Below are 25869 nucleotides of genomic sequence, written 5' to 3' on the forward strand. Positions count from 1 at the left end.
ACGCCCGCCCCGCACCGCGCAGCCGAGAACCGAACTCCTAGTTGCCGTTGATGACCTGCGGCATCAGCGAAGAAAGCAGACGAAATGTCTCACCTGCTCGACTCCGTCGACTCCGCGTCGCTGCGCAGCGACATCCCGGCCTTCCGCCCCGGCGACACCGTCAACGTCCACGTGCGCGTCATCGAGGGCAACCGCTCCCGTGTGCAGCAGTTCAAGGGCGTGGTGATCCGCCGCCAGGGTGCCGGCGTGCGCGAGACCTTCACGGTCCGCAAGGTCTCCTTCTCCGTCGGCGTCGAGCGCACCTTCCCGGTGCACACCCCGATCGTGGAGAAGATCGAGCTCGTCACCAAGGGTGACGTCCGTCGCGCCAAGCTGTACTACCTGCGTGACCTGCGCGGCAAGGCCGCGAAGATCAAGGAGAAGCGCGAGAACTGAGCGCTTTTCCGAGGTGAGCCCGGGGCCGGATAACATCTGGCCTCGATGGACACCGAAGCACAGCCGACGGAGCGCGACCGCTCCTCCCACCCGGCCGGACCCGAGGAGACCTCGGGGTCCCCGGGTCCGGAGGAACGGTCGCGTTCCTCGTTGCTGCCGCGTGCGGTGGGCGGGCTCCCCGGAGGGTGGGCCACCGCGGCACTGCTGTCGGTGCTGCTGCTCCTGCTGGGGCTCAACACGTTCGTGGTGCGGCCGTTCCAGATCCCCAGCGGATCGATGGAACCCTCGTTGAGAGCCGGGGACCGGGTTCTCGTACTGAAGCCGGCATACCGTTTCGGAGCCGGGCCGCTCCGTGGCGACGTGGTGGTGTTCGACGGCACCGGGTATTTCGGGGACACCGACTACATCAAGCGCGTTGTCGGTGTGGGCGGGGACCGCGTGGTCTGCTGCGACAGGGAGGGGAGGATCCGGGTGAACGGACGGTCGGTCGACGAGTCGGGCTTCCTGTTCCCCGGAGAGAGCGCGTCCACCGTGCCCTTCGACGTCGTCGTGCCCGAGGGACGCCTGTTCGTCCTCGGTGATCACCGAGGCGACTCCAGCGACTCCCGCGACCGTCTCGGATCGCCCGGCGGCGGCATGGTCCCGGTGAGCGCGGTGATCGGCCGTGCCGACTGGATCGTCTCGCCCTTCGACCGCACCACCCGGCTGCACCGCCCCGACGCCTACGCGCGCGTGCCGGAGCCGGGGACGGACACGGGACACCCCGGGGAGGGGACCCATGGGTAACCGGGGCAAGCCCCGCGGCGGACCGGTGAGCGCCGCGGAGAACCTGCTGCCCACCGGCGTGCGCCGCACGGTCAGCGCGGCCGACGGGCGGAGCCGGGCCGACCGGCGCAAGCTCCAGCGGAAGGTCAAGCGGCGGCGCAGACAGAGCGCGGTCAAGGAGATACCGCTGCTGATCGGCGTCGCCGTCGTGATCGCGCTGGTGCTGAAGACGTTCCTCGTCCAGGCCTTCGTCATCCCGTCCGGCTCCATGGAGCAGACGATCCAGATCGGCGACCGCGTCCTGGTCGACAAGCTCACCCCGTGGTTCGGCTCCAAGCCGCAGCGCGGGGACGTCGTCGTGTTCAAGGACCCCGGCGGCTGGCTGGAGGACGAGCAGACCACCCCCACGAGGGACGACCCGGTCGGCGTCAAGCAGGTCAAGGACGGGCTCACCTTCATCGGGCTGCTGCCCTCGGAGAACGAGAAGGACCTCATCAAGCGGGTCGTCGGGGTCGGCGGCGACCAGGTCAGGTGCTGCGACACCCAGGGCCGGGTCACCGTCAACGGCGTGCCCCTGGAGGAGGGCGACTACCTCTACCCGGGCAACGCCCCGTCCACGACGCCGTTCGAGGTCACCGTGCCCGAGGGGCGTCTGTGGGTGATGGGAGACCACCGGTCCAACTCCGCCGACTCCCGTTCCCACCAGGACACCGACTACGGCGGTACCGTCTCCGAGGAGGAGGTGGTGGGCCGGGCCATGGTCATCGCCTGGCCGTTCGCTCACTGGAGCACCCTGGACGAACCGGAGACCTATGCGTCCGTGGCGGACCCGACACGCGGTTCGACCGTTGCCGCCCCGCTGTCGCATAGGGTTGCCCAGGGCCATTCGAACGGAATGGTTCAGCTCCCGAGCCCTGCGGAACTCCCGCTCGTTATGGGAGTGGTGGGCCTGCGCCGCGCATGGGGCAGGCGGCGGCACAGAGTGAGGAGCTGGCGTGGGGGATGTGGCGGTTGGCGCACGATCCGGAGCCGACGGCGAGGAGCACCGCGATCGGTCCGCGGGGCCGGACGGCCCGGCCGAGGACGGCGCCACGACCTTCGGGAATGACTCCCCGGCGGTCGAGGAGGACAGCGTGAGGGACTACCGGAACACCGGGGACCAGGGGCAGGGCGAGCCGCCCCGGCAGGAGAAGAAGCCACGCTCCTTCTGGAAGGAACTGCCCATCCTGGTCGGTATCGCGCTGGTGCTGGCGCTGCTGATCAAGACATTCCTGCTGCAGGCCTTCTCGATCCCGTCGGACTCGATGCAGAACACCCTCCAGCAGGGTGACCGCGTCATGGTCGACAAGCTCACCCCCTGGTTCGGTTCCGAGCCCGAGCGCGGCGAGGTGGTGGTCTTCCACGACCCCGACAACTGGCTGGCGGGCGAGCCGACGCCGGAGGCCAACGGGCTGCAGAAGGTCCTCAGTTGGATCGGTCTGATGCCGTCCGTGGAGGAGAAGGACCTGATCAAGCGGGTTGTCGGGGTCGGCGGGGACATCGTCGAGTGCAAGGGCACCGGGCCGCTGACGGTCAACGGCGTCGCCCTGAACGAGGCGTCGTACGTCTACCCGGGCAACACCCCGTGCAGCCAGGACGACCAGGGCGGCCAGTTCAGGGTCGAGGTGCCCGAGGGCCACATCTGGGTCATGGGCGACCACCGGCAGAACTCCCGGGACTCCCGGTACAACCAGGCCGACAAGAACCACGGCATGGTCCCGGTGCAGGAGGTCGTCGGCCGTGCCGTCGTCGTCGGCTGGCCGGTCAACCGCTGGGACTACCTCGAGGTCCCGGCCACCTTCGACCAGCCCGCGCTGAACAACGAGGCGTCGGCCGGGGCGGCTCTGTCGGCGGCGCCCCAGGGGCTCGCGCTGATGGGCGCCGTGCCGCTGGTGCTGTGGCGGCGCGGGCCCGGTGGCGGCGGCGAGCGCTGAGCGCCGCCGAGGAGGGGCTGACCCGGTTCGGCACCGCCGGATAGGGTGCCGTCCATGACTGGTCGGAGCACGACGCGTACGGCTTCGCGGGGCGGCGGTGCGGGCCGGGGCCCGGCGGGCGGCCGGACCGGGCAGCGGCTGTCCTCGCTGGCCGTGGCGCTGGGCATGGTGCTCTTCCTCGGCGGGTTCGCCTGGGGAGCGGTCGTCTACCGGCCGTACACCGTGCCCACCACCTCGATGGCGCCGACGGTCGGAGCCGGTGACCGGGTGCTGGCCCAGCGCATCGACAGCGGTGACGTCCGCCGCGGCGACGTCGTGGTCTTCCAGGACGCGAACTGGGCGGACGTACCGGTCCTCAAGCGGGTGGTCGCCGTCGGCGGGGACACCGTCTCCTGCTGTGCGGGCGGCCGGCTGACGGTCAACGGCACGGAGATCGACGAACCGTACCTCTCCGCGGACGAGGCGGCCGGGTTCAGCGGCTTCCCGGAGGTGACCGTGCCGAAGGGCCGGCTGTTCCTGCTCGGTGACGAGCGCGCCGGTTCCGTGGACTCCGCCTCCCACCTCACCGACGCCGCGAACGGCACCGTCTCCCGCGGAGCCGTCCGGGCCCGCGTCGACGCCGTGGTCTGGCCGGTGGAGGGCATGCTGAAGGCCCCCACCGGCTTCGAGGAACTCGGCGCCCTCTCCTCGCCGGGACCGCTGCGGACGATCGTCGCCCTGGTGATCGCCGGCGCGGTACTCATCTTCGGCGGCGCCGCGTACGGCCCCCTCGCCGGGAGGTCCGGGGCCTCCCGGACGCGGAAGGCAGAGGCGGGGGCGTCCGGTGGCCGCTGAGCCGGCCCGCCCGGCCGAGGACTCCCACGACGGCGGGCTGCGCAGGGTCGCCCGTGTGGTGCTGCTCGACCCGCGGGACCGCATCCTGCTGCTGCACGGCCATGAGCCCGACGACCCGGCCGACGACTGGTGGTTCACCCCCGGCGGCGGTGTGGAGGGCGGCGAGACCCGGGAACAGGCCGCGCTGCGGGAGCTCGCGGAGGAGACGGGCATCACCGAGGTGGAGCTGGGGCCCGTGCTGTGGCGGCGGCGGTGCTCCTTCCCGTTCGCGGGCCGCCGCTGGGACCAGGACGAGTGGTACTACCTCGCCCGCACCACCCGGACGGCCACCGGAGCCACGGCGCTGACCGAGCTGGAGCGGCGCAGTGTCGCCGGAGCGCGCTGGTGGACGTGCCCGGAACTGGCGCGGGCGCATGAGACGGTGTACCCGACCAGACTCGCCGAACTGCTGCGCACGCTGCTCGAGGAGGGCCCTCCGGCCGGACCCGTGACCCTCGACACCGAGATCGTCTAGCGAAAGGTCCCGAGAGCTGTCCGGCAGGGCAGACCGGCTTCGGCCGACGGGGGCTCCTGGGACTGGCGCACAATGGTGGGATCGCACGGGTGAAGGGGAACATGCCATGAGCGCCGAGGACCTCGAGAAGTACGAGACCGAGATGGAGCTCAAGCTCTACCGGGAGTACCGCGACGTCGTCGGTCTGTTCAAATACGTGATCGAGACCGAGCGCCGCTTCTATCTGACCAACGACTACGAGATGCAGGTGCACTCGGTCCAGGGTGAGGTGTTCTTCGAGGTGTCCATGGCGGATGCCTGGGTCTGGGACATGTACCGGCCGGCCAGGTTCGTGAAACAGGTGCGTGTCCTCACCTTCAAGGACGTGAACATCGAGGAGCTCAACAAGAGCGATCTGGAACTCCCCGGCGGGTGACAGGAGCCCCCGGCGGGTGACAGAGCCCCCTGGCGGGTGACGGAGTTGTCCACAATCGCCGGGTTGTCCACGAAGATCCACTTCGGGCGGCCGACTGCGGGACGGTTGGCGCCGGAGGTGGTGCCGACATGAACACCCAGCAGGCACGCAGCGCACTCGGCAGGTACGGCGAGGCGCTGGCCGCGCGGCGGCTGGCGCAGGCCGGAATGACGGTCCTGGAGCGCAACTGGCGCTGCGGCAGAACCGGCGAGATCGACATCGTGGCCAGGGACGGAGACGTCCTCGTCGTCTGCGAGGTGAAGACCCGCAGGGCCGCGTCCTTCCAGCACCCCATGGCGGCCGTCGACCCCGCCAAGGCGAGCCGCCTGCGGGATTTGGCGCAGCGCTGGCTCCAGGCACACGGGGGAGCGCCGCCCGGCGGCGTCCGCATCGACCTGATCGGCGTCCTGCTGCCGGAGCGGGGCGCGCCCCGGGTCGAGCACGTCCGGGGGGTGGCCTGAGATGGGGTTCGCCCGTACCTGCTCGGTGGCGCTGGTGGGCGTCGAGGGCGTGGTCGTGGAGGTCCAGGCCGACCTGGAACCGGGAGTGGCGGCGTTCACCCTGGTGGGGCTGCCGGACAAGAGCCTGACGGAGAGCCGGGACCGGGTCAGGGCCGCCGTGGTCAACTCCGGTGCGGAGTGGCCGCAGAAGAAGCTCACCGTGGGGCTCAGCCCGGCGTCGGTGCCGAAGGCCGGCAGCGGTTTCGACCTGGCCGTGGCCAGCGCGGTGCTGGGCGCCGCCGAGCGGATCGACCCGCGGGTGCTCGCCGACCTCGTGATGATCGGTGAGCTGGGACTGGACGGCAGGGTGCGACCGGTCCGGGGCACGCTGCCCGCGGTCATCGCGGCGGCCGACGCGGGCTACGAGCAGGTGGTGGTGCCCGAGTGCGCCGCCGCCGAGGCCTCGCTGGTGCCGGGCGTGTCGGTCCTGGGCGTCCGCAGCCTGCGCCAGCTGATCGCCCTCCTCACCGACGAACCCGTGCCCGAGGAGGAACAGGACGGCCAGGGGCGGCCCGATCCGCTCCTGGCCGGGCTGCGGGTCCCCGGCGCCGGCGCGGCCACCGGCATGCACAGCGTCGGCGCGGCCCACTACGGCCCCGGTGGCGACCTCGCCGACCTCGCCGACGTCGTCGGCCAGCTCCCGGCGCGGACCGGGGTGGAGGTGGCGGCGGCCGGCGGGCACCACCTGTTTTTGGAAGGGCCGCCCGGCGCGGGCAAGACCATGCTTGCGGAGCGGCTGCCCTCGCTCCTGCCCCCGCTCGACCGGCAGGAGTCGCTGGAGGTCACGGCGGTGCACTCGGTGGCCGGCCTGCTGCCCCCGGGCAAGCCCCTGATCGACACCGCCCCCTACTGCGCCCCGCACCACTCGGCCACGATGCAGTCGCTCGTCGGCGGCGGCCCCGGAATCGCCCGGCCCGGGGCGGTCTCCCTCGCGCACCGGGGTGTGCTCTTCCTGGACGAGACCCCCGAGTTCGGCGGCCGCGCCCTGGACGCCCTGCGCCAGCCGCTGGAGGCCGGGCACGTGGTCATCGCGCGCAGCTCCGGTGTGGTGCGCTTCCCGGCGAGGTTCCTGATGGTGCTCGCCGCCAACCCCTGCCCCTGCGGTCGCTTCTCGACGAAGGAGGCACTGTGCGAGTGCCCGCCCTCGTTGATCCGCCGCTACCAGGCCCGGCTGTCCGGCCCGCTGCTTGACCGGGTCGACCTGCGGGTCGAGGCCGAGCGCGTCACACGGGCCGAACTGACCGCCGACGGGGCCCGCGGCGAATCCACCGCCACGGTCGCCGACCGGGTGCGCACGGCCCGCGAACGCGCCGCCGCGCGGCTCACCGGCACCCCGTGGCGCACCAACGGCGACATCCCCGGACGGGAGCTGCGCCGCCGCTGGCACGCGGCCCCCGGCGCGCTGGAGGAAGCCGAGCGGAGCCTGGAGCGCGGTGTGCTCAGCGCCCGCGGACTCGACCGGGTGCTGCGGGTCGCCTGGACCGTCGCCGACCTGGTCGGCCACGACCGGCCCGACGCCAGGGACGTCGCCCTCGCGCTGCAGTTGCGCACCGGCGTCCCCCGCGGCGTGCCCATGGCCATCGGAGCGCTGACATGAGCCGCGCCGGCGAGCCCGCGGGCGGGCGGCCCGGCCGTGAACCGGCCGGCGGCCGCGGTGACGAGTTCCTCGCCAGGGTCTTCCTCACCCGTGTCCTGGAACCCGGCGACGAGACCGGTGGGAGGTGGGTGCGGGAACTGGGCGCGCGGGAGGTGGTGTCGCGGCTGCGGGACGGAGCCGAGCCGCTGCCGGGGGTGAGCGGCCGGCGGTGGGCCGGACTGCTGGCACGGGCCGAGCGGGCCGAACCGGACCGGGACCTCGCCGTCGCGCGGGACGCCGGGGCACGGTTCGTGTGCCCCGGGGCGGCCGAGTGGCCCCGGCAGCTCGACGACCTGGGGGACGGCCGGCCCCTCGGGCTGTGGGTGCGCGGCCCCGCCGACCTGCGGATGTGGGCGCTGCGCTCGGTCGCCGTCGTCGGTGCCCGCGCCTGCACCGAGTACGGCGCCCACATGGCCGCCGTACTCTCCGCCGAACTCGCCGAACGCGGCTGGGTCGTGGTCTCCGGCGGCGCCTACGGGGTCGACGGCGCCGCCCACCGCGGTGCGCTCGGCTCGGGCGGCGCCACCGTCGCCGTGCTCGCCTGCGGAGTCGATCGGCCCTATCCGCGCGGACACACCGGACTGATCACCAGGATCGCGGAGCAGGGGCTGGTGATCGGCGAGCTGCCGCCCGGTGACCACCCGACGCCGAGCAGATTCATCCTCCGCAACCGGGTCATCGCCGCGCTCACCCGGGGCACCGTGGTCGTCGAGGCCGCCCACCGCAGCGGCTCCCTGGTGACCGCCAGGGCGGCCCGGCGCCTGGGACGCCACACGATGGGGGTCCCCGGGCCGGCCACCAGCGGGTGCTCCGCCGGGGTGCACGAACTGCTGCGGCAGGAGGCGGTGCTGGTCACCGACGCCGCGGAGGTCATCGAACTGGTCGGGGACATGGGCGAACTGGCACCGGACCGGCGCGGCCCGGTCCTCCCCCGCGACCTGCTGGATCCGGCCGCCCGCCAGGTCCTCGACGCGCTGCCGACGCGGGTGGCGGCCGACGTGGACGGGATCGCGCGCGGCGCGCGCACCACCCGCGACGACGCGATCGCGAGACTGTACGAACTGCGAGCACTTGGATACGTCGAACGACACGGCGACGACTGGAAGTTGACACGCCAGGCGGTGATTCCGGTCGGGGACGGCTCCGACGAGCGCTGACGGAGTGTGTTCGGCCGTCCGGGGGAACGTCCACGCCCCTTGGAAAATACGTCAGTTGGGACACCCGGGTGAACACGCAGAGCGACGGATGCGACCCGACGGGGCCGGGGTCGGGGCACCTCCGCGCGCGCCCCGACCTCACTTCTTCGCGCACCGCGACCCCGCAGTCACGCTACGCTCACAGGCGTCCCGATACGGAAAGACAGCACGGAAGGGCACCACGGCAGGCGATCCGGGCAGGCGCAGACGGGCGGCTCGGTATCGGACGGACAGCTCACGCAGGCGGCAACGGTCCGCCGCAGAACGGCACAAGGCGACGAATGCCCCAGCACACCTCCGGGTCCGACCGGGCGGCGATCCCCCCAGCCGCCCGTGACGGTGGCAGCGTGCGGCCGCCCGCTCCCTCGACGCTCGACGAGCTGTGGCGGTCGTACAAGGCGACGGGGGACGAGCGGCTGCGGGAGCAGCTGATCCTGCACTACTCGCCGCTGGTGAAGTACGTCGCGGGCCGGGTCAGCGTGGGACTGCCGCCCAATGTGGATCAGGCGGACTTCGTCTCCTCCGGGGTGTTCGGGCTGATCGACGCGATCGAGAAGTTCGACGTCGACCGGGAGATCAAGTTCGAGACCTACGCGATCACCCGGATCAGGGGCGCGATGATCGACGAGCTGCGGGCCCTGGACTGGATTCCGCGCTCGGTGCGGCAGAAGGCGCGCAACGTCGAACGGGCGTACGCGACGCTGGAGGCCCGGCTCAGGCGCACGCCGACGGAGAGCGAGGTCGCCGGCGAGATGGGTATCGCGGTGGAGGAGCTGCACGCGGTTTTCAGCCAGTTGTCCCTCGCGAACGTCGTTGCCCTGGAGGAGCTGCTGCACGCCGGCGGCGACGGCGGCGACCGGCTCAGCCTGATGGACACCCTGGAGGACACCGCCGCCGACAACCCGGTGGAGGTGGCCGAGGGCCGGGAGCTGCGGCGGTTCCTCGCGCGGGCGATCAACACGCTTCCGGAGCGCGAGAAGACCGTGGTCACGCTGTACTACTACGAAGGGCTCACCCTGGCCGAGATCGGCCATGTGCTGGGGGTCACGGAGAGCAGGGTCAGCCAGATCCACACCAAGTCCGTGCTCCAGCTGAGGGCGAAACTGGCGAGCTTCGGCGGCTGAACCGGCGGCTCGGCAGGCTCCGGGTGCATTGGCCCCACCTGCGGTTTCGGTCCGGGGACTCCCTCCTCGAGCGGGGCGTCCGTAAAGTGGTGGGCGTGCCAAGGATTCGAGCGGCCTCCGTGGCCGAGCACCGGTCGATGCAGCGAGCCGCCCTGCTGGACGCGGCACGCTCCCTGCTGTCCGAGGGCGGTACGGAGGCGCTGACCTTCCCCGCCCTCGCCGAGCGCACCGGCCTGGCGCGCTCGTCCGTGTACGAGTACTTCCGCTCCCGCGCGGCCGTCGTCGAGGAGTTGTGCGAGGTCGACTTCCCGGTCTGGGCGGCCGAGGTCGAGTTCGCGATGGCCGCGGTCGACGGCGCCGAGGCCAAGATCGAGGCGTACGTCCGCAAGCAGCTGGAACTGGTCGGGGACCGGCGTCACCGTGCCGTGGTGGCCATCTCCGCGAGCGAACTCGACGCGGGGGCCCGGGAGAAGATCCGCGCGGCGCACGGCGGGCTCGTCGCGATGATCGTCGAGGCGCTGGGCGAACTGGGCCACGAGCAGCCCCGGCTCGCGGCGATGCTGCTGCAGGGCGTGGTCGACGCCGCCGTGCGCCGGATCGAACTGGGCGCCGCGGAGACTCCGGAGACGATCACGGAGGCGGCGGTCGCCATGACCCTCCGGGGCGTCCGGCCCTGATCTGTCCGGCTCTGATCTGTCCGGCTCTGGCCTGCCCGGCCCTGCCCTGAGCAGTCCGCCCCGGACCCCGCTCCTCCGGTGTCCCGGTCACTCCGGCAGCGGCACGCCGAGCACCGGGAGGAGTCTTGAGGGGCCGCCGAACAGGTGGGGCGGGAGCAGCCCGAGCGGATCGAGGTAGACGTCCGCCCTCAGCAGGCCCCAGTGCAGACAGGGGACCGCGCAGTGGGAGCCCGCGGCCGCCACCGTGCCGACCACCTCGCCCGGCGCCACCTCGGCTCCCTTCTCCACCGACGGCAGGACCGGCTCGTAGGTCGTACGCAGGGGCGGGGCGCCCGTGCCGGACAGCTCCACCGAGACGACGCCCCGGCCGGCCACCCGGCCGGCGTAGGAGACCCGGCCCGCCGCCACCGCCCGCACCGGTGTCCCCGGAGCCGCCGCCAGGTCCACACCGCGGTGTCCGCGCCCGTACCTGGTCTCCGGTGGTTCCCAGCCGCGCTGCACCCGCGGCCGTACCCCCACGGGCCAGACCCGCCCGAGGGTCGGCACCCCGGCGCCGGAACCGGCGGCATCCGGCGGAGCCGGATCACCCGTCCGAGCCGCGAGCAACGGCAGCGGTGGCGGTGGCGGTGACAGCAGCACCGTCGGCGTCAGGACCAGCGGGACGGCCAGGCGCGCACCCGTCCTCAGAAATCGGCTCACTCGCATGCGGGGAGCCTCCCCGAGATCCGTGATCACTGCCGTGACCTGTGGACCACCGGCCGGTTGTGGACAACGACGTCACCCGGTGCCCTGCGGGTCCCGTACACTTCTGGGTGGCGATCCGGGTCACCGGGTCGACTTCGCACGCCCCGACATCAGGTCCGGTCACGACCGCACGGTCGCGAACGCTCCCGATGTCAGCGCCCCTCGGTCCTCTGTGGCAACGGCGCGTCGCGGGCGTCAGGCGCGGGAACCGCCGGTTCCCGCGGCACAACCGAGAAACCCAAGGAGATACGGCCATGGCCGTCGTCACGATGCGGGAGCTGCTGGAGAGCGGCGTCCACTTCGGTCACCAGACCCGCCGTTGGAACCCGAAGATGAAGCGCTTCATCTTCACTGAGCGCAACGGCATCTACATCATCGACCTGCTCCAGTCGCTGTCGTACATCGACCGCGCCTACGAGTTCGTCAAGGAGACCGTCGCCCACGGCGGCACGGTCATGTTCGTCGGTACGAAGAAGCAGGCGCAGGAGGCCATCGCCGAGCAGGCCACCCGCGTCGGCATGCCCTACGTCAACCAGCGCTGGCTGGGCGGCATGCTCACCAACTTCTCGACCGTCTACAAGCGTCTGCAGCGCCTCAAGGAGCTCGAGCAGATCGACTTCGAGGACGTGGCCGCCTCCGGCCTCACCAAGAAGGAGCTGCTGGTCCTCTCCCGCGAGAAGGCCAAGCTGGAGAAGACCCTCGGCGGTATCCGCGAGATGCAGAAGGTGCCCAGCGCCGTCTGGATCGTGGACACCAAGAAGGAGCACATCGCGGTCGGCGAGGCCCGGAAGCTCAACATCCCGGTCGTCGCCATCCTCGACACCAACTGCGACCCCGACGAGGTCGACTACAAGATCCCGGGCAACGACGACGCGATCCGCTCCGTCACCCTGCTCACCCGCGTGATCGCCGACGCCGTGGCCGAGGGCCTCATCGCCCGCTCCGGTGTCGCCACCGAGGGCAAGGGCGAGAAGGCCGCCGGCGAGCCCCTCGCCGAGTGGGAGCGCGACCTGCTCGAGGGCGAGAAGAAGGCCGAGGAGACCCCGGCCGCCGCCGAGGCCGAGAAGCCGGCCGAGGCTCCCGCCGCCGAGGCCCCCGCGGCCGACGCTGCCCCGGCCGCCGAGGCCGACCAGGCCTGACCGGCCCCGTCCGTGCGGACACGGCGGGAGCGGGCCACATGAAGTCCGCTCCCGCCGTTCACCCGTAGGTCAGCGGTGAGTCCGCGGGGCCGCGTCCACACGTGGACCGCGGACCCGCGGATCTCCGAACCTCCAGACTTCGAGAAAGACTCACAGACTCATGGCGAACTACACCGCCGCCGACGTCAAGAAGCTCCGTGAGCTCACCGGCGCCGGCATGATGGACTGCAAGAAGGCGCTGGACGAGGCCGAGGGCAACGTCGAGAAGGCCGTCGAGGCGCTCCGCATCAAGGGCCAGAAGGGCGTCGCCAAGCGCGAGGGCCGCTCCGCCGAGAACGGCGCCGTGGTCTCGATCATCGCCGACGACAACTCCTCCGGCGTCCTCGTCGAGCTGAAGTGCGAGACGGACTTCGTCGCCAAGGGCGAGAAGTTCCAGGGCGTGGCCACCGCCATCGCCGAGCACGTCGCCAAGACCTCCCCGGCCGACATCGACGCCCTGCTCGCCTCCGAGATCGAGGCCGGCAAGACCGTCCAGGCGTTCGTCGACGAGGCCAACGCCAACCTGGGCGAGAAGATCGTCCTGGACCGCTTCGCCCGGTTCGCCGACGGCTACGTGGCGGCGTACATGCACCGCACGATGCCCGACCTGCCCCCGCAGATCGGTGTCCTCGTCGAGTTCGACAAGCAGACCGACGAGATCGCCGCGGTCGCCAAGGGCGTCGCCCAGCACATCGCCGCGTTCGCGCCGCAGTACCTCGCCAAGGAGGACGTGCCGGCCGAGGTCATCGAGACCGAGCGCCGTGTCGCCGAGGAGACCACCCGCGCCGAGGGCAAGCCCGAGGCCGCCCTGCCGAAGATCGTCGAGGGTCGCCTCAACGGCTTCTTCAAGGACGCCACGCTGCTCGGCCAGCCCTACGCGCTGGACAACAAGAAGTCCGTCCAGCAGGTCCTGGACGAGGCCGGTGTCACCCTGAAGCGCTTCACGCGCATCAAGGTCGGCATCTGAGTCCGTACCGCGACGGGCGCGCGACCCCGATAGGGTCGTCAGCAGTCGTCCGGACACGCCGTCACGCACGTGCGCGTGCCGGGTGACAGCAGATCTGACGAGGAGGCCATTGCCGCATGGGATGCGAAGCACACCCCGCCGGCAGTGGCCTCCTTCGTATGTGCAACACGTGAAAGAGGCGGGATCCCCATGACCACCAAGGCCGAGAAGAGCGACGACGGCAAAGTACGCGGCCGGTTTCTGCTGAAGCTGTCCGGAGAGGCGTTCTCCGGGGGTGGCGGCCTTGGCGTCGATCCCGACGTGGTGCACGCCGTGGCACGCGAGATCGCGGCGGTCGTCCGTGACGGCGCGCAGATCGCCGCCGTCATCGGCGGCGGCAACTTCTTCCGCGGCGCGGAACTGCAGCAGCGCGGCATGGACCGGGCCCGCTCCGACTACATGGGCATGCTGGGCACCGTGATGAACTGCCTGGCGCTCCAGGACTTCCTGGAGAAGGAGGGCGTGGACTGCAGGGTGCAGACCGCCATCACCATGGGCCAGGTCGCGGAGCCCTACATCCCCCTGCGAGCCGTACGGCACCTGGAGAAGGGCCGCGTGGTCATCTTCGGCGCCGGTATGGGCATGCCGTACTTCTCCACCGACACCACCGCCGCCCAGCGCGCCCTGGAGATCGACGCCGAGGCGCTGCTGATGGGCAAGAACGGTGTGGACGGGGTCTACGACTCCGACCCGAAGACCAACCCCGACGCGGTGAAGTTCGACCATCTCGGGTACGGGGAGGTCATCACGCGTGACCTGAAGGTCGCCGACGCCACGGCCGTGACCCTGTGCCGCGACAACAAGCTCCCGATCGTCGTCTTCGAGTTGCTGACGGAGGGCAATATCGCGCGCGCCGTCAAGGGTGAGAAGATCGGCACACTTGTGGGTGACCAGACGGACCGGAACTGACCGGACCAGAACCACCCGTCCGCGTCAGGACATTTCTGGGGACGGACGGGACGGGCCGGGCCGGGGGATGGACAATGTCCCGCCGGTCGGGAACCGTGCAGGAAGAAGACGCGACGCAGCAGGCCGCCGCCCCGCCAGGGAACCGCGGCCGGGCCTACTCAAGACACGCAGGAGCAAGTGGTGATCGAAGAGACCCTCCTCGAGGCCGAGGAGAAAATGGAGAAGGCCGTCGTGGTCGCCAAGGAGGACTTCGCCGCGATCCGCACCGGCCGTGCGCACCCGGCGATGTTCAACAAGATCGTGGCCGACTACTACGGCGCGCTGACGCCGATCAACCAGCTGGCCTCGTTCTCCGTGCCCGAGCCGCGCATGGCCGTGGTGACGCCGTTCGACAAGAGCGCCCTGCGCAACATCGAACAGGCCATCCGCGACTCCGACCTGGGCGTCAACCCGAGCAACGACGGCAACATCATCCGCGTGGTGTTCCCCGAGCTCACCGAGGACCGCCGCCGCGAGTTCATCAAGGTCGCCAAGGCCAAGGGCGAGGACGCCAAGGTCTCCATCCGTGCCGTGCGCCGCAAGGCCAAGGACGGCATCGACAAGATGATCAAGGACGGCGAGGTCGGCGAGGACGAGGGCCGCCGTGCGGAGAAGGAGCTCGACGACACCACCGCGAAGTACGTCGCGCAGGTGGACGAGCTCCTGAAGCACAAGGAAGCGGAACTGCTCGAGGTCTGATGAACGACTCTTCCTGGGGGGCGCCGCCGCAGGCCGGGTACTGGGGGCCTCCCGAGCAGGGGCCCGTCCAGGGAGCTGTCCCGGCGGGTCCCCCGTACGATGCGCACTACGCGCAGCAGACTCGCCCCATGCCCATCGTGCCCGACCTGCCCGAACACGGCGCCGATCAGGACAGGGACCGGGAGACCGCTCGGCTGAGCGGCCCTCCGTTCCCAGACGAGACGACGCGGGCGCGCCCCCATCCGGGGGAGATGCCGCAGAATCCGGAGCCCATGCCCGACGCCCCGCAGCCGGCGCCCCCGCCGCAGAAGAAGAGCGCGGGACGCGACCTGGGCGCCGCGATAGGGGTCGGTGTCGGGCTCGGCGTGCTGATCGCCGTGTCGCTGTTCGTCGTCAAGGCGGCCTTCGCCGGAGTGGTCGCGGCCGCCGTCGTGGTGGGCCTGTGGGAGCTGACCAAGCGGCTGGAGGAGCGCAAGGGCATCCGGGCGCCGCTCGTGCCGCTGGCGCTCGGCGGCACCGCCATGGTCGTCGCCGGGTACGTCCGGGGCGCCGAGGGCGCCTGGGTCGCCATGGCGTTCACCGCGCTGGCGGTGCTGGTCTGGCGGATGACCCAACCGCCCGAGAACTATCTCAGGGATGCCACGGCGGGGGTCTTCGCCGCGTTCTACGTGCCGTTCCTGGCGACCTTCGTCACGATGATGCTGGCCGCGGACGACGGGCACTGGCGGGTCCTGGTGTTCCTGCTGCTCACGGTCATCAGTGACACCGGTGCGTACGCCGTCGGCTGGCGCTTCGGCACGCACAAGCTCGCCCCGCGCATCAGCCCCGGCAAAACCCGTGAGGGCCTGCTGGGCGCGGTCGGGTTCGCGATGGCGGCGGGCGCGCTGTGCATGCAGTTCCTGATCGACGACGGCGCCTGGTGGCAGGGGTTGCTGCTCGGCCTCGCGGTCGCGGTCAGCGCCACCCTCGGCGACCTGGGCGAGTCCATGATCAAGCGGGACCTGGGCATCAAGGACATGGGCACCCTGCTCCCCGGCCACGGCGGCATCATGGACCGCCTGGACTCCCTGCTGCCCACGGCTCCGGTGGTGTGGCTGCTGCTGGTCCTGTTCGTCGGCGGCTGACCCCACCGGCCCCGGATCCCTTCGCGCCCCCGCGTCCCGCCGGACGCGGGGGCGCGGTCCGTCGGAGGAAGGGTCCGGCCGTTACAGCTCATGGGCCGCGGCTCCGGTCAGTGGACTGTTCCGAGGGGTTCCGGGCACCCTCGGCAGGCTCGCGCGGTCACCCGTTTGGATCTGCGACACTGGTGCCGCCATGCCTGAGACCGTGTCCTACGTGGTGAGGCGGACGAGGCGTTTGTAGCAGCACAGGGCGGCGGCGAGGCCTAGGAAGGCCAGGTAGTTGCGGGGGGTGGTACTCATAGCGGTGGTTGAGACGGCGGTAGCCGGACAGCCAGGACATCGTCCGCTCGATCACCCACCTACGGCGGCCCAGTCGTTCGCTGGACTCGATTCCCTTACGCGCGATCCGCACGCCGATGCGCTTGCCGCGCAGCCATTTCCGCAGGCGGGGGACGTCGTAGGCTTTGTCCGCGAGCAGGCCCTGGGGCTTGAAGTGGCGGCCGCGACGCAGGTCGTGTCTCGTTCGGTGACCGGCCGCCATCGGCTTTCAGCCCTTCGCTGTCGTGGGTGTCGTCGGCGGAGACGCCGAGGACCAGGGGCAGTCCGTTCGCGTCCGACAGGATGTGCATCATGGAGCCCGGTTTGCCCCGGTCCACGGGGCTCGGACCGGTGAGTTCGCCCCTTTTTCGGCCCGGACGTGGGCGGTGTCGAGGACGACGCGGGTGACGTCGATCAGGTCGGCGTCGTCCAGTTGGTGCAGGACGGCCTCGTGCAGCCGTCCCCACACACCGGCCCTGGACCAGATCAGGAACCGGCGATGAGCGGTTGACTTCGAGATGCCGAAACACGGTGGCAGGGCCCGCCAGGCGCAGCCGCTGACCAGTACGCAGATGATGGCCGCGAACAGCGTCTCATCGGGCGTGTCCTGCGTTCCGCCGCCCTGTGGTCGCACCTTCGACGGCGGGATCAGCGGCTTTGCGATCTCCCACAGCCCGTCCGGAACAATCCGACTCCATGTATCCCGCCCCGTGCGCGGTCCAATGAGCCATCACCACGTAGGACACGGTCTTGGTGGCCGAAGACGGTCTCGATGGCTCGCCAGATACGTTCCTTACCGGTCGGCATGAGGTGCGCATACACCCGCAGTGTCAACCCGGGGTCGCGGAGTGCCCCAGTTACTCGCTCACAGCCTCGATGTTCTCCCCGGCGTCCAGCAACACCGAGACCTAGAAGTGTCTCAGCGCGTGCCTGCCATGCTCGCGGGCCGACTCGTACTTGCTGTCTTCCGCTGCCTCCGCGATCAAGGCCCGCGCACGGCGCGGGCGCGCGCCGCCTCTGCGGCGCGGCCTGCCTCCTGTCTTCGCCCCGGCCGGCCGCGCCCGGCGGTGCGCTGCGTGCATGCGGGCAAGGGCGGGACGTCATCCGCGGCCACAAGACGATGCCTCCGGCGGGGGATCGGCCGGCACCGGGACGGAGGGGGTGCCGTTGCCGGCTGCGGGCCCGTAGTGGTGTGCGCGGGGAGCTCCCATCCCGCCTGCCGTCGACCCAGGCAGAGCCGAGCAGACGCGGCCCCTGGCGGTCCAGGTCGTTCGTGCAGTGGCGCGCTCCACCTGGACGCCCTGAACCACGCCCGCTCCACGGTGTGTGGGTCGACGGCGGACGGGATGGGAGCCGGGGTGAGTGGTGGGCTGGTGTACGTGGTGAAGGTGAGAGGAAGCGGCGCTACGGTTCCGGACATGAAGCCAGGGAGACTGACGCAGTTCGGCGCATCGTTCCTCGCGATGGTCAGGCACGTCGTCCGGCGCCCTCTGCTGATCCTGGTACTCGTGCTCATCTGCGCGGCGACCACATGGCTCCAGAAGTCGCTGCCGCAGCCGTGGGACGGTTTGCCTCACGGCTTCGGCATGCTGGCCGCTGTGTGGTCCATCTCGCTGACCCTTCCCCGAAGCCAGGAAGATCAACAGTCCGACGACTGAGCGTGCCTGCCGCGTGCCCGATACAGCAGCACCCGAGGGGGCAGCACGGTAAACCACGGGGACTCGGCAAGGAACGAGCAGGTCAGCGACTTGCCAGGTCAGCGACCATCCGCATACGCGGTCTTCCGAACTGGTGCTCTCGGAGTCACGCGGCAGCGCTCGACTGGGACCATTGAGTAATCCGATCCCCTGGCGGCGACTCCCCGAAGGGGGAAATCGGGCTACGGCCGTCCGGCTGATGTCGCGGAGTCTTGGTGTCACCAGAACCCGACATCGAGACTTCGCTGCCGTCGTTTCTACGATCCACCGGCCTGCGGTGCGACGGAGGGGTCTCGTCCCACGCTGCCGACCGGGACACGTGTGATCGCGAGGGCCGCGGCATCGTCTCCGAGCTCGATGGTGTGCCGGAACAGAGCGGCGAGCATGGCGTCCAGTACGGCCCCGGGGTTCGGGGGGAGGGGGCCGGTCAGCGGGGGGACGGGGTCGAAGAAGACGCCGTTCCGGTCGCGGGCTTCGACGATGCCGTCGGTGAACATCACGAGCGTGGCGCCGGAGGGCCACTCGAACCGGTCCACCGGGACCTCGGGCCCGGCCAGGTCGCCCAGGCCCAGCGGCAGTGACGGCTCCTCCGGCTCCAGGAGAGTCACCTTGCCCTCGTGGACCATCAGCGGCGCCGGATGGCCCCGGTTCGCCATGCGCAGCACGGAATGGTCGGGGGAGACCTCGACGACAACGGCGGTGACGAAGTCCTCGTACGTCGTATCGTCCCGGTGGCTCTTGACGTCCTGCAGTTGCACTTCCACGCTGCGGACGATGGCGGGCAGGTCCGGCAGCTGGAGGGCCGCCGCGTGGAAGGAGCCCAGCAGGGTGTTGGCCAGGGTGACCGCCCGCATGCCTTTGCCGCGGACGTCGCCGATCAGCGTGCGGAGGCCGTAGGGGGTGTCGTAGAGCGCATAGAGGTCGCCGCCGATCAGAGCCTCTTCCTGGGCAGCCCGGTACCGGGCGGCGACGGCCAGCCCCTGGACGCGGTCGGGCACGGCCGGCAGCACCGCGCGCTGGACGGACTCGGCCACCTGGCGGGACGTTCTCAGCTGTTCCCGTTCGCGCGCGAACATCCGGTTGAGGAACGCCGCGACGATGGTCAGGATGGCGATGGTCGAGAGCCCGATGAGATCCGCGCGGGTGAAAAGCTCCTTGCTTTCGAGAAAGGTCAGGAGCAGCCCGACCAGGCAGGCCGCGACACCACTGGCGATCGTCCAGGCCAGAGAGAGCATCGGTGCCGCGATCACGGAGACAGCCGCCAGGAGGGGAAAGGTGTTGACTTCCGGCCAGGCGAAGTCAACGACGACCGCGGTGAGGAGCACGGCGGCAGGCAGGCACCGGGACCACCGCCTTCTCCTGGGGGCGCGCTTGTGCCGGTACCGCTCCATCCATCTGGTCCTCGCTCGTCCCGTACCGTTCTGGGCTCCAGTTTCCGGCACGTCCTGGTCCGAGGCCACCGCTGAGGCCCGTTCGCCGGTGACAGAGTCCTTGGGCGGCGATCACGGCCCGCGTGCCACATGTGTGACAGACCAAGCGGTCGGTCACGGTCGACGTGGGCGTCCAGAAGCAGCGGGGCCAAGTTTCGGCCGTACCCAGGTAGCAGGCCGGGTGACCGGCGAAGACACCTCGTAGATCACCACCAGGCTTACAGTGCAGCGGTCGGTACGTCGTGGTTGCTGTACAGCGGCGGAGTACAGCAACCACCGTAGCTGTAGGCGGACCGGGGCGCCCGCTGGTGACTCCAGGCGGCCGGCCGGGCGAGAAGACCTCAGTCACTGTGGCACCGGTAGTTCGCATCGAAGGGCACACCGCGACACCCCCCGGGCCGTCTCTGGGCCGTCCGAGGCCACTCATCGGCCACCGATGACGACTACCGATGACAGTGGTGGCGGGCGACGGCCGCAGGTCACCCGTTTGGATCTGCGACACTGGTACCGCCATGCCTAAGCCCGGAGAACTCACCTTTGTCGCGCCGCGCGGAGCCAAGAAGCCGCCGCGGCACCTTGCCGACCTCACGCCCGCCGAGCGCAAGGAGGCGGTCGCAGCGGCCGGTGAGAAGCCGTTCCGCGCCAAGCAGCTCTCGCAGCACTACTTCGCGCGGTACGCGCACGACCCGGAGCAGTGGACCGACATCCCCGCCGGTTCCCGCGCCAAGCTCCAGGAGGCGCTGCTCCCCGAGCTGATGACGGTCGTCCGGCACCTGTCGACCGACCAGGGCACCACCCGCAAGACGCTGTGGAAGCTGTTCGACGGAACCCTCGTCGAGTCGGTGCTCATGCGGTACCCGGACCGGGTGACGATGTGCATCAGCTCGCAGGCGGGCTGCGGCATGAACTGCCCCTTCTGCGCGACCGGCCAGGCCGGGCTCGACCGGAACCTGTCCACCGCGGAGATCGTGCACCAGATCGTGGACGGCATGCGGGCGCTGCGGGACGGCGAGGTCCCCGGCGGACCGGCGCGGCTGAGCAACATCGTCTTCATGGGGATGGGCGAGCCGCTCGCCAACTACAACCGGGTGGTGGGTTCGATCCGCCGTCTGACCGACCCGGAGCCCGACGGGCTCGGGCTGTCGCAGCGCGGGATCACCGTCTCGACCGTCGGGCTGGTGCCGGCGATCAACCGGTTCTCCGACGAGGGCTTCAAGTGCCGCCTGGCCATCTCCCTGCACGCGCCCGACGACGAACTGCGCGACACCCTCGTCCCGGTGAACACGCGGTGGAAGGTGCGCGAGGTCCTCGACGCCGGTTTCGAGTACGCGGCCAAGTCGGGACGGCGGCTGTCCATCGAGTACGCGCTGATCCGGGACATCAACGACCAGGCGTGGCGCGGCGACCGGCTCGGGCGGCTGCTGAAGGGCAGGCCCGTGCACGTCAACCTCATCCCGCTCAACCCGACGCCCGGTTCCCGGTGGACCGCCTCGCGGCCCGAGGACGAGAAGGCGTTCGTGGAAGCGATCGCCGCGCACGGGGTGCCGGTGACGGTCCGGGACACCCGCGGGCAGGAGATCGACGGGGCCTGTGGCCAGCTCGCCGCGACCGAGAGGTAGCCTGGCCGACGTAGGAGACGTTACGAGAACAACAACTTCATACGGGTAAACATACGTTCATATTCCGACAGGGGAGCGCCACAGCGCTGAGAGTGCGGCAACGGCCGCAGACCCTCCGAACCTCGCCCAGGTCATTCTGGGTAGGGAGATCGGTCATCACTCGAGCTGTTGTGCCCTGCCCGGGGCCCCGTGAGGGGGTCCCGGACGGGGCTGCGTCTCTTCCTGGTCACCCCCAGGAGGAATCCGGTGAATCCGGTGAGCATCACCAAGAAGGTCACGATCCTGGCCGTCGGGCTGGGCCTGGTCACCCTGTCCGCCTGCGGCTCGTCCGACGGCGACCCCCAGGGGTCCGGCTCCGGCTCCGGCGGGTCCAGAACCGTGACCCTCGTCAGCCACAACTCGTGGGCCGCGTCGAAGGACGTCATCGCCGCCTTCGAGAAGGAGTCCGGCTACAAGGTCAAGGTCCTCGAGGACGGCGACACCGGATCGGCCGTGAACAAGGCGATCCTGACCAAGGACAACCCCCAGGGAGATGTCTTCTTCGGCGTCGACAACACCCTGCTCTCCCGCGCCCTGGACAACGGGCTGTTCCAGCCGTACGAGGCGAAGGGCTCCGAGACGGTACTGCCGGAGCTCCGCGCCGACGGGGACAAGCACCGGGTCACTCCGGTCGACACCGGCGACGTCTGCGTCAACTACGACAAGAAGTGGTTCAGCGAGCGCGACCTGACCCCGCCGCAGACCTTCGACGACCTGGTCGAGCCCGAGTACAAGAACCTCCTCGTCACCGAGAACGCCTCCACCTCCTCGCCCGGCCTCGGCTTCCTCCTCGGCACCGCCGCGAAGTACGGGGACGAGGGGTGGCAGGACTACTGGAAGAAGCTCAAGGCCAACGGCGTGAAGGTGGTCGACGGCTGGGAGCAGGCCTACAACGAGGAGTTCTCCGGTTCCGCCGGCGGCAGGGCGGCGAAGGCGGACCGGCCGCTGGTGGTGTCCTACGCCTCCTCGCCGCCCGCCGAGGTGATCTACGCCGACCCCAGGCCGAAGACCGCGCCCACCGGGGTGGCCGAGGGCACCTGCTTCCGCCAGGTCGAGTACGCGGGGCTGCTCAGCAACGCGAAGAACCCCGAGGGCGGCAAGGCGCTCCTCGACTTCCTGCTCACCAAGGAGTTCCAGCAGGACATGCCGCTCAACATGTTCGTCTACCCGGTGCGCGAGGACGCTCAGGTGCCCGAGGAGTTCGCGGAGTTCGGGCCGCGGGCGAAGGACCCGGAGACCATGGAACCGGCGAAGATAGCCGAACACCGCGACCAGTGGGTCAAGTCGTGGACCTCGCTCGTACTGAAGTAGCCCGGGGAGCCGGGGCACGCCGCGCCGCCGCCCGCCACCGCGGGACCGCGGCGCGGCTCGGCCTGATGGCCGTGCCCGTCGCGTTCTTCGCCGTCTTCTTCGCCTACCCCGTCACCGCGATCGTCGCGCGCGGCCTGAAGGCCGACGGGGTCTGGCAGCTCGGGCGGATCGGGGACGTACTGGCGCAGTCCGACGTCCGTCAGGTGCTGTGGTTCACCACCTGGCAGGCGCTGGTCTCCACCGCCCTCACCCTGCTGACCGCCCTGCCCGGCGCGTACGTCCTCGCCCGCTTCGACTTCCCCGGCAGACACCTGCTGCGGGCGGTGGTCACCGTTCCCTTCGTGCTGCCGACGGTCGTCGTCGGTACGGCGTTCATGGCGCTCGTCGGGCGCGGCGGCCTCCTCGACGAGCTGTGGGGCGTCCGGCTGGACACCACCGTGTGGGCGATCCTGCTCGCGCACGTCTTCTTCAACTACGCCGTCGTCGTACGGACCGTGGGCGGGCTGTGGGGGCAGCTCGACCCGCGGCAGGAGGAGGCCGCGCGGATGCTCGGCGCCTCCCGGTTCACGGCCTGGCGGACCGTCACCCTGCCCGCGCTCGCGCCCGCCGTGGCCGCCGCGGCGCTGATGGTCTTCCTGTTCACCTTCACCTCCTTCGGCGTGGTGCAGATCCTCGGCGGGCCCACCTTCGCCACCCTCGAAGTGGAGATCTACCGGCAGACCTCGGAGATCTTCGACCTGTCCACCGCCGCCGTCCTGACGATGATCCAGTTCGCCGCGGTGGGCGCGATCCTCGCCCTGCACGCCTGGACCGTACGGCGGCGGGAGACCGCGCTGCGCCTGGTGGACGCCTCCACGACCGCACGCCGGCCGCGCGGCGCCGGGCAGTGGGCGCTGCTCGCCGGGGTCGTCGCCACCGTCGCCGTGCTGCTGCTCCTGCCCCTCGCGGTGCTGGTGGAACGCTCCTTCGGTGACGTCGGGGCCGGCTACTACCGGGCGCTGACCCGGGACGACGGGGGAGTGTTCCTGGTCGCGCCGATCGAGGCGGTCGGCAACTCCCTGCAGTACGCGGCCGCGGCCACCGTCATCGCCGTGGTGATCGGCTCCCTGGCGTCCGTCGCGCTCACCCGGCGGGACGCGGGACGGCTGGTGCGCGGCTTCGACGCCCTGCTGATGCTGCCGCTCGGGGTGTCCGCCGTGACCGTCGGCTTCGGGTTCCTGATCGCTCTCGACGAGCCGCCACTGGACCTGAGGTCCTCCTGGCTCCTGGTGCCGCTCGCCCAGGCGCTGGTCGGTGTCCCCTTCGTCGTACGGACCATGCTGCCCGTGCTGCGGGCCGTGGACGCGCGGCTGCGGGAGGCGGCGGCGGTGCTCGGGGCGTCGCCGTGGCGGGCCTGGCGCGAGGTGGACCTGCCGATGGTGCGGCGGGCGATGCTCATCGCGGCCGGGTTCGCCTTCGCGGTGTCGCTGGGCGAGTTCGGCGCGACGGTGTTCATCGCGCGGCCGGACCATCCGACCCTGCCGGTGGCCGTGGCGCGGCTGCTCGGCCGGCCGGGGGACCTCAACTACGGCCAGGCGATGGCCCTGTCGACGATTCTGATGATCGTGTGCGCGGTGGCGCTGCTGGCGCTGGAGCGGCTGCGGACCGACCGATCCGGGGAGTTCTAGATGCTGTTGAGCCTCGAGGCCGCCACCGTCCGCTTCGGCGGACGGGCGGTGCTGGACGCCGTCGACCTGCAGGTCGCCGAGCACGAGATCGTGTGCGTGCTGGGGCCCAGCGGCAGCGGCAAGTCCACGCTGCTGCGGGCGGTGGCCGGGCTGCAGCCCCTTGACGCGGGGCGGATCTCGCTCGCCGGACGCGACCAGGCGGACGTGCCCGCGCACCGGCGCGGGGTCGGGCTGATGTTCCAGGACCACCAGCTGTTCCCGCAGCGGGACGTGGGCGGCAACGTGGCCTTCGGGCTGCGGATGCGCGGCACGTCCCGGGCCGAACAGGCCGACCGCGTGAAGGAGTTGCTGGACCTCGTCGGACTGCCCGGAGCGGCCGGGCGGGCGGTGGCGGCGCTCTCCGGCGGAGAGCAGCAACGGGTCGCCCTGGCCCGCGCGCTGGCGCCCAGCCCGAGGCTGCTGATGCTCGACGAACCGCTCGGCCAGCTCGACCGGACGCTCAGGGAGCGGCTGGTCGTCGAACTGCGTGAGCTGTTCGGCCGGTTGGGCACCACCGTGCTCGCCGTGACGCACGACCAGGGCGAGGCGTTCGCGCTGGCCGACCGGGTCGTGGTGATGCGGGACGGACGGATCGCCCAGTCCGGTACGCCCCTCGAGGTGTGGCAGCGTCCGGCCGACGCGTTCGTGGCCCGCTTCCTGGGCTTCGAGAACGTGGTCGGGGCGACGGTCGGCGCGGACGTCGCGGTGACGCCCTGGGGCAAGGTCCCGGTGCCGGCGGACTCCCCGCAGGGCACGCGGACCCTGCTCGTCCGGCCCACCGGGGTCCGGCTGGTCCCGGCCGAGACGGGCCTGCGCTGCACGGTGACCGCGCGCACCTTCCGGGGCACCCATGTCGCGGTCCGTCTCCAGCCCGAGGAGGCGCCCCGGCTGGAGGCCGCCTGCGCGCTCCGGGCGGCACCGGAGGTCGGGGACGAGGTCGGAGTGGAGTTCGACGCGGCCGAGGTCGTCGTACTGGACTGACCCGCGGCGGACGCGCGACGGCCCGCCCCCGGCGGGTGGGGGTCCCCCCAGACGGAGGCTGGGGGGAGGGCCGTCCTGCTGTGCGTGGGGCGTCAGCCGTCCTAGCCCGTCAGCTGTCCTCGCCCGTCAGTTGTCCTTGCTCGTCCCGCGGCGGCGCATGCCGAGGAAGACCGCGCCGCCACCGACGGCGACCAGGGCCACCGCGACACCGGCGATCAGAACGGTGTTGGAGTCCGCGCCGGTCTCGGCGAGGTTCGAGTCACCGACGGCGGGCGACGGAGCGTTGTCCGAGGTGTCCGCCGGGGCAGCGCCCTCGGACTCGGACGCCGCCTCCGACGGATTCGGCGTACCGGGCTCCTCGGGTCCCTCGGAGTCCTCGACCGGGGTCGAGGCGGAGGCTGACGGCGTGGGCTCCTCGGCATCCGGGGTCTCCGGAGCCGGGCTCCCCTCCTCCCCCTTGCAGGCCGCGGCCGGGGTGGTCAGGTTCGGTGTGATGTCCTCGTCCACGTAGGGCGCGGCCTTGACGTGGACCCGGTACTCGGCGTTGGGCTTCCAGTCCTCCTCGAAGGTGATGGTGACGCCCTTGCGGGAGCCCTTGACCACCTGCTCGCCGACCTTCCTCTCGTCGGCGCCGTTGTTCTCCAGGAACACGGTGACGGTGGCGGGAACGCCGGCCGGGTCCACGTCGGTGACGGTGATGACACCGTTGTCGCCGACGCACTTGGCCTCGGCCGAGAAATCCTTGATGTCGCAGGCGGCCGCGCTGCCTGCGAGACCGACGGTGAGCGCGGCCGACGCGGAGACGACACCGAGGGCGCGCACGGTACGTGCGACGGTACGGCGCGGGGCCGTACGGCGTGATACGGACAGAACTGCCACGTTTGTCCTTTACGGGATACTCAAATGCGGGGGGTTGAGGGAGAGGTGACGGAACATCAGCCCTCCCGTGAGGATCCCAGGTCTA

The 25869-nt window shown here is 71.1% G+C and carries 25 protein-coding genes and 2 pseudogenes; 22 read left to right on the forward strand and 5 right to left on the reverse strand.

Annotation, left to right across the window (positions count from 1 at the left end; translation table 11 throughout):
- The first annotated feature begins 84 nt into the window (after positions 1 to 84).
- From rplS to ACWEQO_RS13170, 12 genes are all read left to right on the forward strand, one after another.
- Complete coding sequence (rplS, locus tag ACWEQO_RS13115; RefSeq protein WP_016638799.1) at positions 85 to 435, forward strand: 50S ribosomal protein L19; 351 nt, start codon at positions 85 to 87, stop codon at positions 433 to 435.
- Between the two features lie 45 nt (positions 436 to 480).
- A complete protein-coding gene (gene lepB, locus ACWEQO_RS13120) occupies positions 481 to 1221 on the forward strand; it encodes a signal peptidase I (protein ID WP_452982192.1) in 741 nt (246 codons plus the stop codon).
- The gene (lepB, locus tag ACWEQO_RS13125; RefSeq protein WP_452982194.1) at positions 1214 to 2308 is read left to right on the forward strand and encodes a signal peptidase I; all 1095 of its coding nucleotides are present in this window, start codon (positions 1214 to 1216) and stop codon (positions 2306 to 2308) included. Before lepB (ACWEQO_RS13120) ends, lepB (ACWEQO_RS13125) begins: the two co-directional genes overlap by 8 nt.
- Complete coding sequence (gene lepB, locus ACWEQO_RS13130) at positions 2205 to 3173, forward strand: signal peptidase I (RefSeq protein WP_452982197.1); 969 nt, start codon at positions 2205 to 2207, stop codon at positions 3171 to 3173. The genes lepB (ACWEQO_RS13125) and lepB (ACWEQO_RS13130) overlap by 104 nt, the downstream gene beginning before the upstream one ends.
- A gap of 54 nt (positions 3174 to 3227) precedes the next feature.
- On the forward strand, positions 3228 to 4007 hold the full coding sequence (gene lepB / locus ACWEQO_RS13135; RefSeq protein ID WP_452982200.1) for a signal peptidase I: 780 nt from the start codon (positions 3228 to 3230) through the stop codon (positions 4005 to 4007).
- A complete protein-coding gene (locus ACWEQO_RS13140; protein ID WP_452982203.1) occupies positions 3997 to 4521 on the forward strand; it encodes an NUDIX hydrolase in 525 nt (174 codons plus the stop codon). The genes lepB (ACWEQO_RS13135) and ACWEQO_RS13140 overlap by 11 nt, the downstream gene beginning before the upstream one ends.
- A gap of 106 nt (positions 4522 to 4627) precedes the next feature.
- Entirely contained in the window at positions 4628 to 4936 is a 309-nt protein-coding gene (locus ACWEQO_RS13145) for a DUF2469 domain-containing protein (RefSeq protein WP_003965949.1), read from the forward strand.
- Positions 4937 to 5064: 128 nt separating this feature from the next.
- Positions 5065 to 5436: a YraN family protein gene (locus tag ACWEQO_RS13150; protein WP_361453056.1), complete on the forward strand. Its 372-nt coding sequence runs from the start codon at positions 5065 to 5067 to the stop codon at positions 5434 to 5436.
- Position 5437: 1 nt separating this feature from the next.
- Positions 5438 to 7072, forward strand: coding sequence for a YifB family Mg chelatase-like AAA ATPase (locus tag ACWEQO_RS13155; protein ID WP_452982206.1), 1635 nt, complete (start codon positions 5438 to 5440; stop codon positions 7070 to 7072).
- A complete protein-coding gene (gene dprA / locus ACWEQO_RS13160; protein ID WP_452982209.1) occupies positions 7069 to 8268 on the forward strand; it encodes a DNA-processing protein DprA in 1200 nt (399 codons plus the stop codon). Before ACWEQO_RS13155 ends, dprA begins: the two co-directional genes overlap by 4 nt.
- Positions 8269 to 8588: 320 nt before the next feature.
- The gene (whiG, locus tag ACWEQO_RS13165; RefSeq protein ID WP_361453065.1) at positions 8589 to 9431 is read left to right on the forward strand and encodes an RNA polymerase sigma factor WhiG; all 843 of its coding nucleotides are present in this window, start codon (positions 8589 to 8591) and stop codon (positions 9429 to 9431) included.
- A 119-nt stretch (positions 9432 to 9550) separates the two neighbouring features.
- Complete coding sequence (locus ACWEQO_RS13170; RefSeq protein ID WP_361453159.1) at positions 9551 to 10108, forward strand: TetR/AcrR family transcriptional regulator; 558 nt, start codon at positions 9551 to 9553, stop codon at positions 10106 to 10108.
- Positions 10109 to 10195: 87 nt separating this feature from the next.
- Here ACWEQO_RS13170 and ACWEQO_RS13175 read toward each other — a convergent pair whose 3' ends face one another.
- Positions 10196 to 10813, reverse strand: coding sequence for a M23 family metallopeptidase (locus tag ACWEQO_RS13175; protein ID WP_452982212.1), 618 nt, complete (start codon positions 10811 to 10813; stop codon positions 10196 to 10198).
- A 293-nt stretch (positions 10814 to 11106) separates the two neighbouring features.
- Between ACWEQO_RS13175 and rpsB the strand changes: the two genes are divergently transcribed.
- The 5 genes from rpsB (at position 11107) to ACWEQO_RS13200 (ending at position 15807) form a co-directional block, all read left to right on the forward strand.
- The gene (gene rpsB, locus ACWEQO_RS13180; protein WP_452982215.1) at positions 11107 to 11991 is read left to right on the forward strand and encodes a 30S ribosomal protein S2; all 885 of its coding nucleotides are present in this window, start codon (positions 11107 to 11109) and stop codon (positions 11989 to 11991) included.
- A 160-nt stretch (positions 11992 to 12151) separates the two neighbouring features.
- Complete coding sequence (gene tsf / locus ACWEQO_RS13185; protein ID WP_361453074.1) at positions 12152 to 12997, forward strand: translation elongation factor Ts; 846 nt, start codon at positions 12152 to 12154, stop codon at positions 12995 to 12997.
- Positions 12998 to 13186: 189 nt separating this feature from the next.
- Positions 13187 to 13945, forward strand: coding sequence for a UMP kinase (gene pyrH, locus ACWEQO_RS13190; protein WP_361453077.1), 759 nt, complete (start codon positions 13187 to 13189; stop codon positions 13943 to 13945).
- A gap of 180 nt (positions 13946 to 14125) precedes the next feature.
- Positions 14126 to 14683: a ribosome recycling factor gene (gene frr / locus ACWEQO_RS13195; protein ID WP_452982219.1), complete on the forward strand. Its 558-nt coding sequence runs from the start codon at positions 14126 to 14128 to the stop codon at positions 14681 to 14683.
- The gene (locus ACWEQO_RS13200) at positions 14683 to 15807 is read left to right on the forward strand and encodes a phosphatidate cytidylyltransferase (protein WP_361453083.1); all 1125 of its coding nucleotides are present in this window, start codon (positions 14683 to 14685) and stop codon (positions 15805 to 15807) included. Before frr ends, ACWEQO_RS13200 begins: the two co-directional genes overlap by 1 nt.
- 207 nt (positions 15808 to 16014) lie before the next feature.
- Here ACWEQO_RS13200 and ACWEQO_RS13205 read toward each other — a convergent pair.
- Together ACWEQO_RS13205 and ACWEQO_RS13210 are read right to left on the reverse strand one after the other, a co-directional pair.
- Positions 16015 to 16846: pseudogene (locus ACWEQO_RS13205) on the reverse strand (IS5 family transposase).
- Positions 16771 to 17078 (reverse strand): annotated as a pseudogene (locus tag ACWEQO_RS13210) (hypothetical protein); the annotation flags it as partial. The pseudogenes ACWEQO_RS13210 and ACWEQO_RS13205, both read right to left, overlap by 76 nt.
- A 462-nt stretch (positions 17079 to 17540) precedes the next feature.
- On the opposite strand from ACWEQO_RS13210, the gene ACWEQO_RS13215 reads away from it, so the two are divergent.
- Entirely contained in the window at positions 17541 to 17780 is a 240-nt protein-coding gene (locus tag ACWEQO_RS13215) for a hypothetical protein (RefSeq protein ID WP_361453086.1), read from the forward strand.
- 296 nt (positions 17781 to 18076) lie between these two features.
- Here the strand turns inward: ACWEQO_RS13215 and ACWEQO_RS13220 are convergent, their stop codons facing one another.
- On the reverse strand, positions 18077 to 19144 hold the full coding sequence (locus ACWEQO_RS13220) for a PP2C family protein-serine/threonine phosphatase (RefSeq protein WP_361453089.1): 1068 nt from the start codon (positions 19142 to 19144) through the stop codon (positions 18077 to 18079).
- A gap of 617 nt (positions 19145 to 19761) precedes the next feature.
- Here ACWEQO_RS13220 and rlmN point away from each other — a divergent pair.
- The 4 genes from rlmN to ACWEQO_RS13240 all read left to right on the forward strand — a co-directional run bounded on the left by rlmN (position 19762) and on the right by ACWEQO_RS13240 (position 24905).
- Positions 19762 to 20868, forward strand: a complete 1107-nt coding sequence (gene rlmN, locus ACWEQO_RS13225) for a 23S rRNA (adenine(2503)-C(2))-methyltransferase RlmN (RefSeq protein WP_361453092.1) — start codon at positions 19762 to 19764, stop codon at positions 20866 to 20868.
- A 255-nt stretch (positions 20869 to 21123) separates the two neighbouring features.
- Positions 21124 to 22218: a thiamine ABC transporter substrate-binding protein gene (locus ACWEQO_RS13230; protein ID WP_452982225.1), complete on the forward strand. Its 1095-nt coding sequence runs from the start codon at positions 21124 to 21126 to the stop codon at positions 22216 to 22218.
- A complete protein-coding gene (locus ACWEQO_RS13235; RefSeq protein ID WP_452982228.1) occupies positions 22194 to 23885 on the forward strand; it encodes an ABC transporter permease in 1692 nt (563 codons plus the stop codon). The genes ACWEQO_RS13230 and ACWEQO_RS13235 overlap by 25 nt, the downstream gene beginning before the upstream one ends.
- On the forward strand, positions 23886 to 24905 hold the full coding sequence (locus ACWEQO_RS13240) for an ABC transporter ATP-binding protein (protein ID WP_361453101.1): 1020 nt from the start codon (positions 23886 to 23888) through the stop codon (positions 24903 to 24905).
- 126 nt (positions 24906 to 25031) lie between these two features.
- On the opposite strand, the gene ACWEQO_RS13245 is transcribed toward ACWEQO_RS13240, so the two are convergent.
- Positions 25032 to 25727, reverse strand: a complete 696-nt coding sequence (locus tag ACWEQO_RS13245) for an LAETG motif-containing sortase-dependent surface protein (RefSeq protein ID WP_361453104.1) — start codon at positions 25725 to 25727, stop codon at positions 25032 to 25034.
- Between the last annotated feature and the right edge of the window lie 142 nt (positions 25728 to 25869).

It is taken from the genome of Streptomyces sp. NPDC004051 (assembly GCF_053604275.1).

Bases quoted from the DNA above. Each gene is read 5' to 3' on its own strand.
- rlmN (WP_361453092.1), top strand. From the start codon at position 19,762: ATGCCTAAGCCCGGAGAACTCACCTTTGTCGCGCCGCGCGGAGCCAAG.
- ACWEQO_RS13150 (WP_361453056.1), top strand. From the start codon at position 5,065: ATGAACACCCAGCAGGCACGCAGCGCACTCGGCAGGTACGGCGAGGCG.
- ACWEQO_RS13200 (WP_361453083.1), top strand. From the start codon at position 14,683: ATGAACGACTCTTCCTGGGGGGCGCCGCCGCAGGCCGGGTACTGGGGG.
- dprA (WP_452982209.1), top strand. From the start codon at position 7,069: ATGAGCCGCGCCGGCGAGCCCGCGGGCGGGCGGCCCGGCCGTGAACCG.
- rpsB (WP_452982215.1), top strand. From the start codon at position 11,107: ATGGCCGTCGTCACGATGCGGGAGCTGCTGGAGAGCGGCGTCCACTTC.
- lepB (WP_452982200.1), top strand. From the start codon at position 3,228: ATGACTGGTCGGAGCACGACGCGTACGGCTTCGCGGGGCGGCGGTGCG.
- ACWEQO_RS13175 (WP_452982212.1), bottom strand. From the start codon at position 10,813: ATGCGAGTGAGCCGATTTCTGAGGACGGGTGCGCGCCTGGCCGTCCCG.
- rplS (WP_016638799.1), top strand. From the start codon at position 85: ATGTCTCACCTGCTCGACTCCGTCGACTCCGCGTCGCTGCGCAGCGAC.
- lepB (WP_452982194.1), top strand. From the start codon at position 1,214: ATGGGTAACCGGGGCAAGCCCCGCGGCGGACCGGTGAGCGCCGCGGAG.
- ACWEQO_RS13215 (WP_361453086.1), top strand. From the start codon at position 17,541: ATGAAGCCAGGGAGACTGACGCAGTTCGGCGCATCGTTCCTCGCGATG.
- ACWEQO_RS13145 (WP_003965949.1), top strand. From the start codon at position 4,628: ATGAGCGCCGAGGACCTCGAGAAGTACGAGACCGAGATGGAGCTCAAG.
- whiG (WP_361453065.1), top strand. From the start codon at position 8,589: ATGCCCCAGCACACCTCCGGGTCCGACCGGGCGGCGATCCCCCCAGCC.
- lepB (WP_452982192.1), top strand. From the start codon at position 481: ATGGACACCGAAGCACAGCCGACGGAGCGCGACCGCTCCTCCCACCCG.
- ACWEQO_RS13240 (WP_361453101.1), top strand. From the start codon at position 23,886: ATGCTGTTGAGCCTCGAGGCCGCCACCGTCCGCTTCGGCGGACGGGCG.
- tsf (WP_361453074.1), top strand. From the start codon at position 12,152: ATGGCGAACTACACCGCCGCCGACGTCAAGAAGCTCCGTGAGCTCACC.
- pyrH (WP_361453077.1), top strand. From the start codon at position 13,187: ATGACCACCAAGGCCGAGAAGAGCGACGACGGCAAAGTACGCGGCCGG.
- ACWEQO_RS13155 (WP_452982206.1), top strand. From the start codon at position 5,438: ATGGGGTTCGCCCGTACCTGCTCGGTGGCGCTGGTGGGCGTCGAGGGC.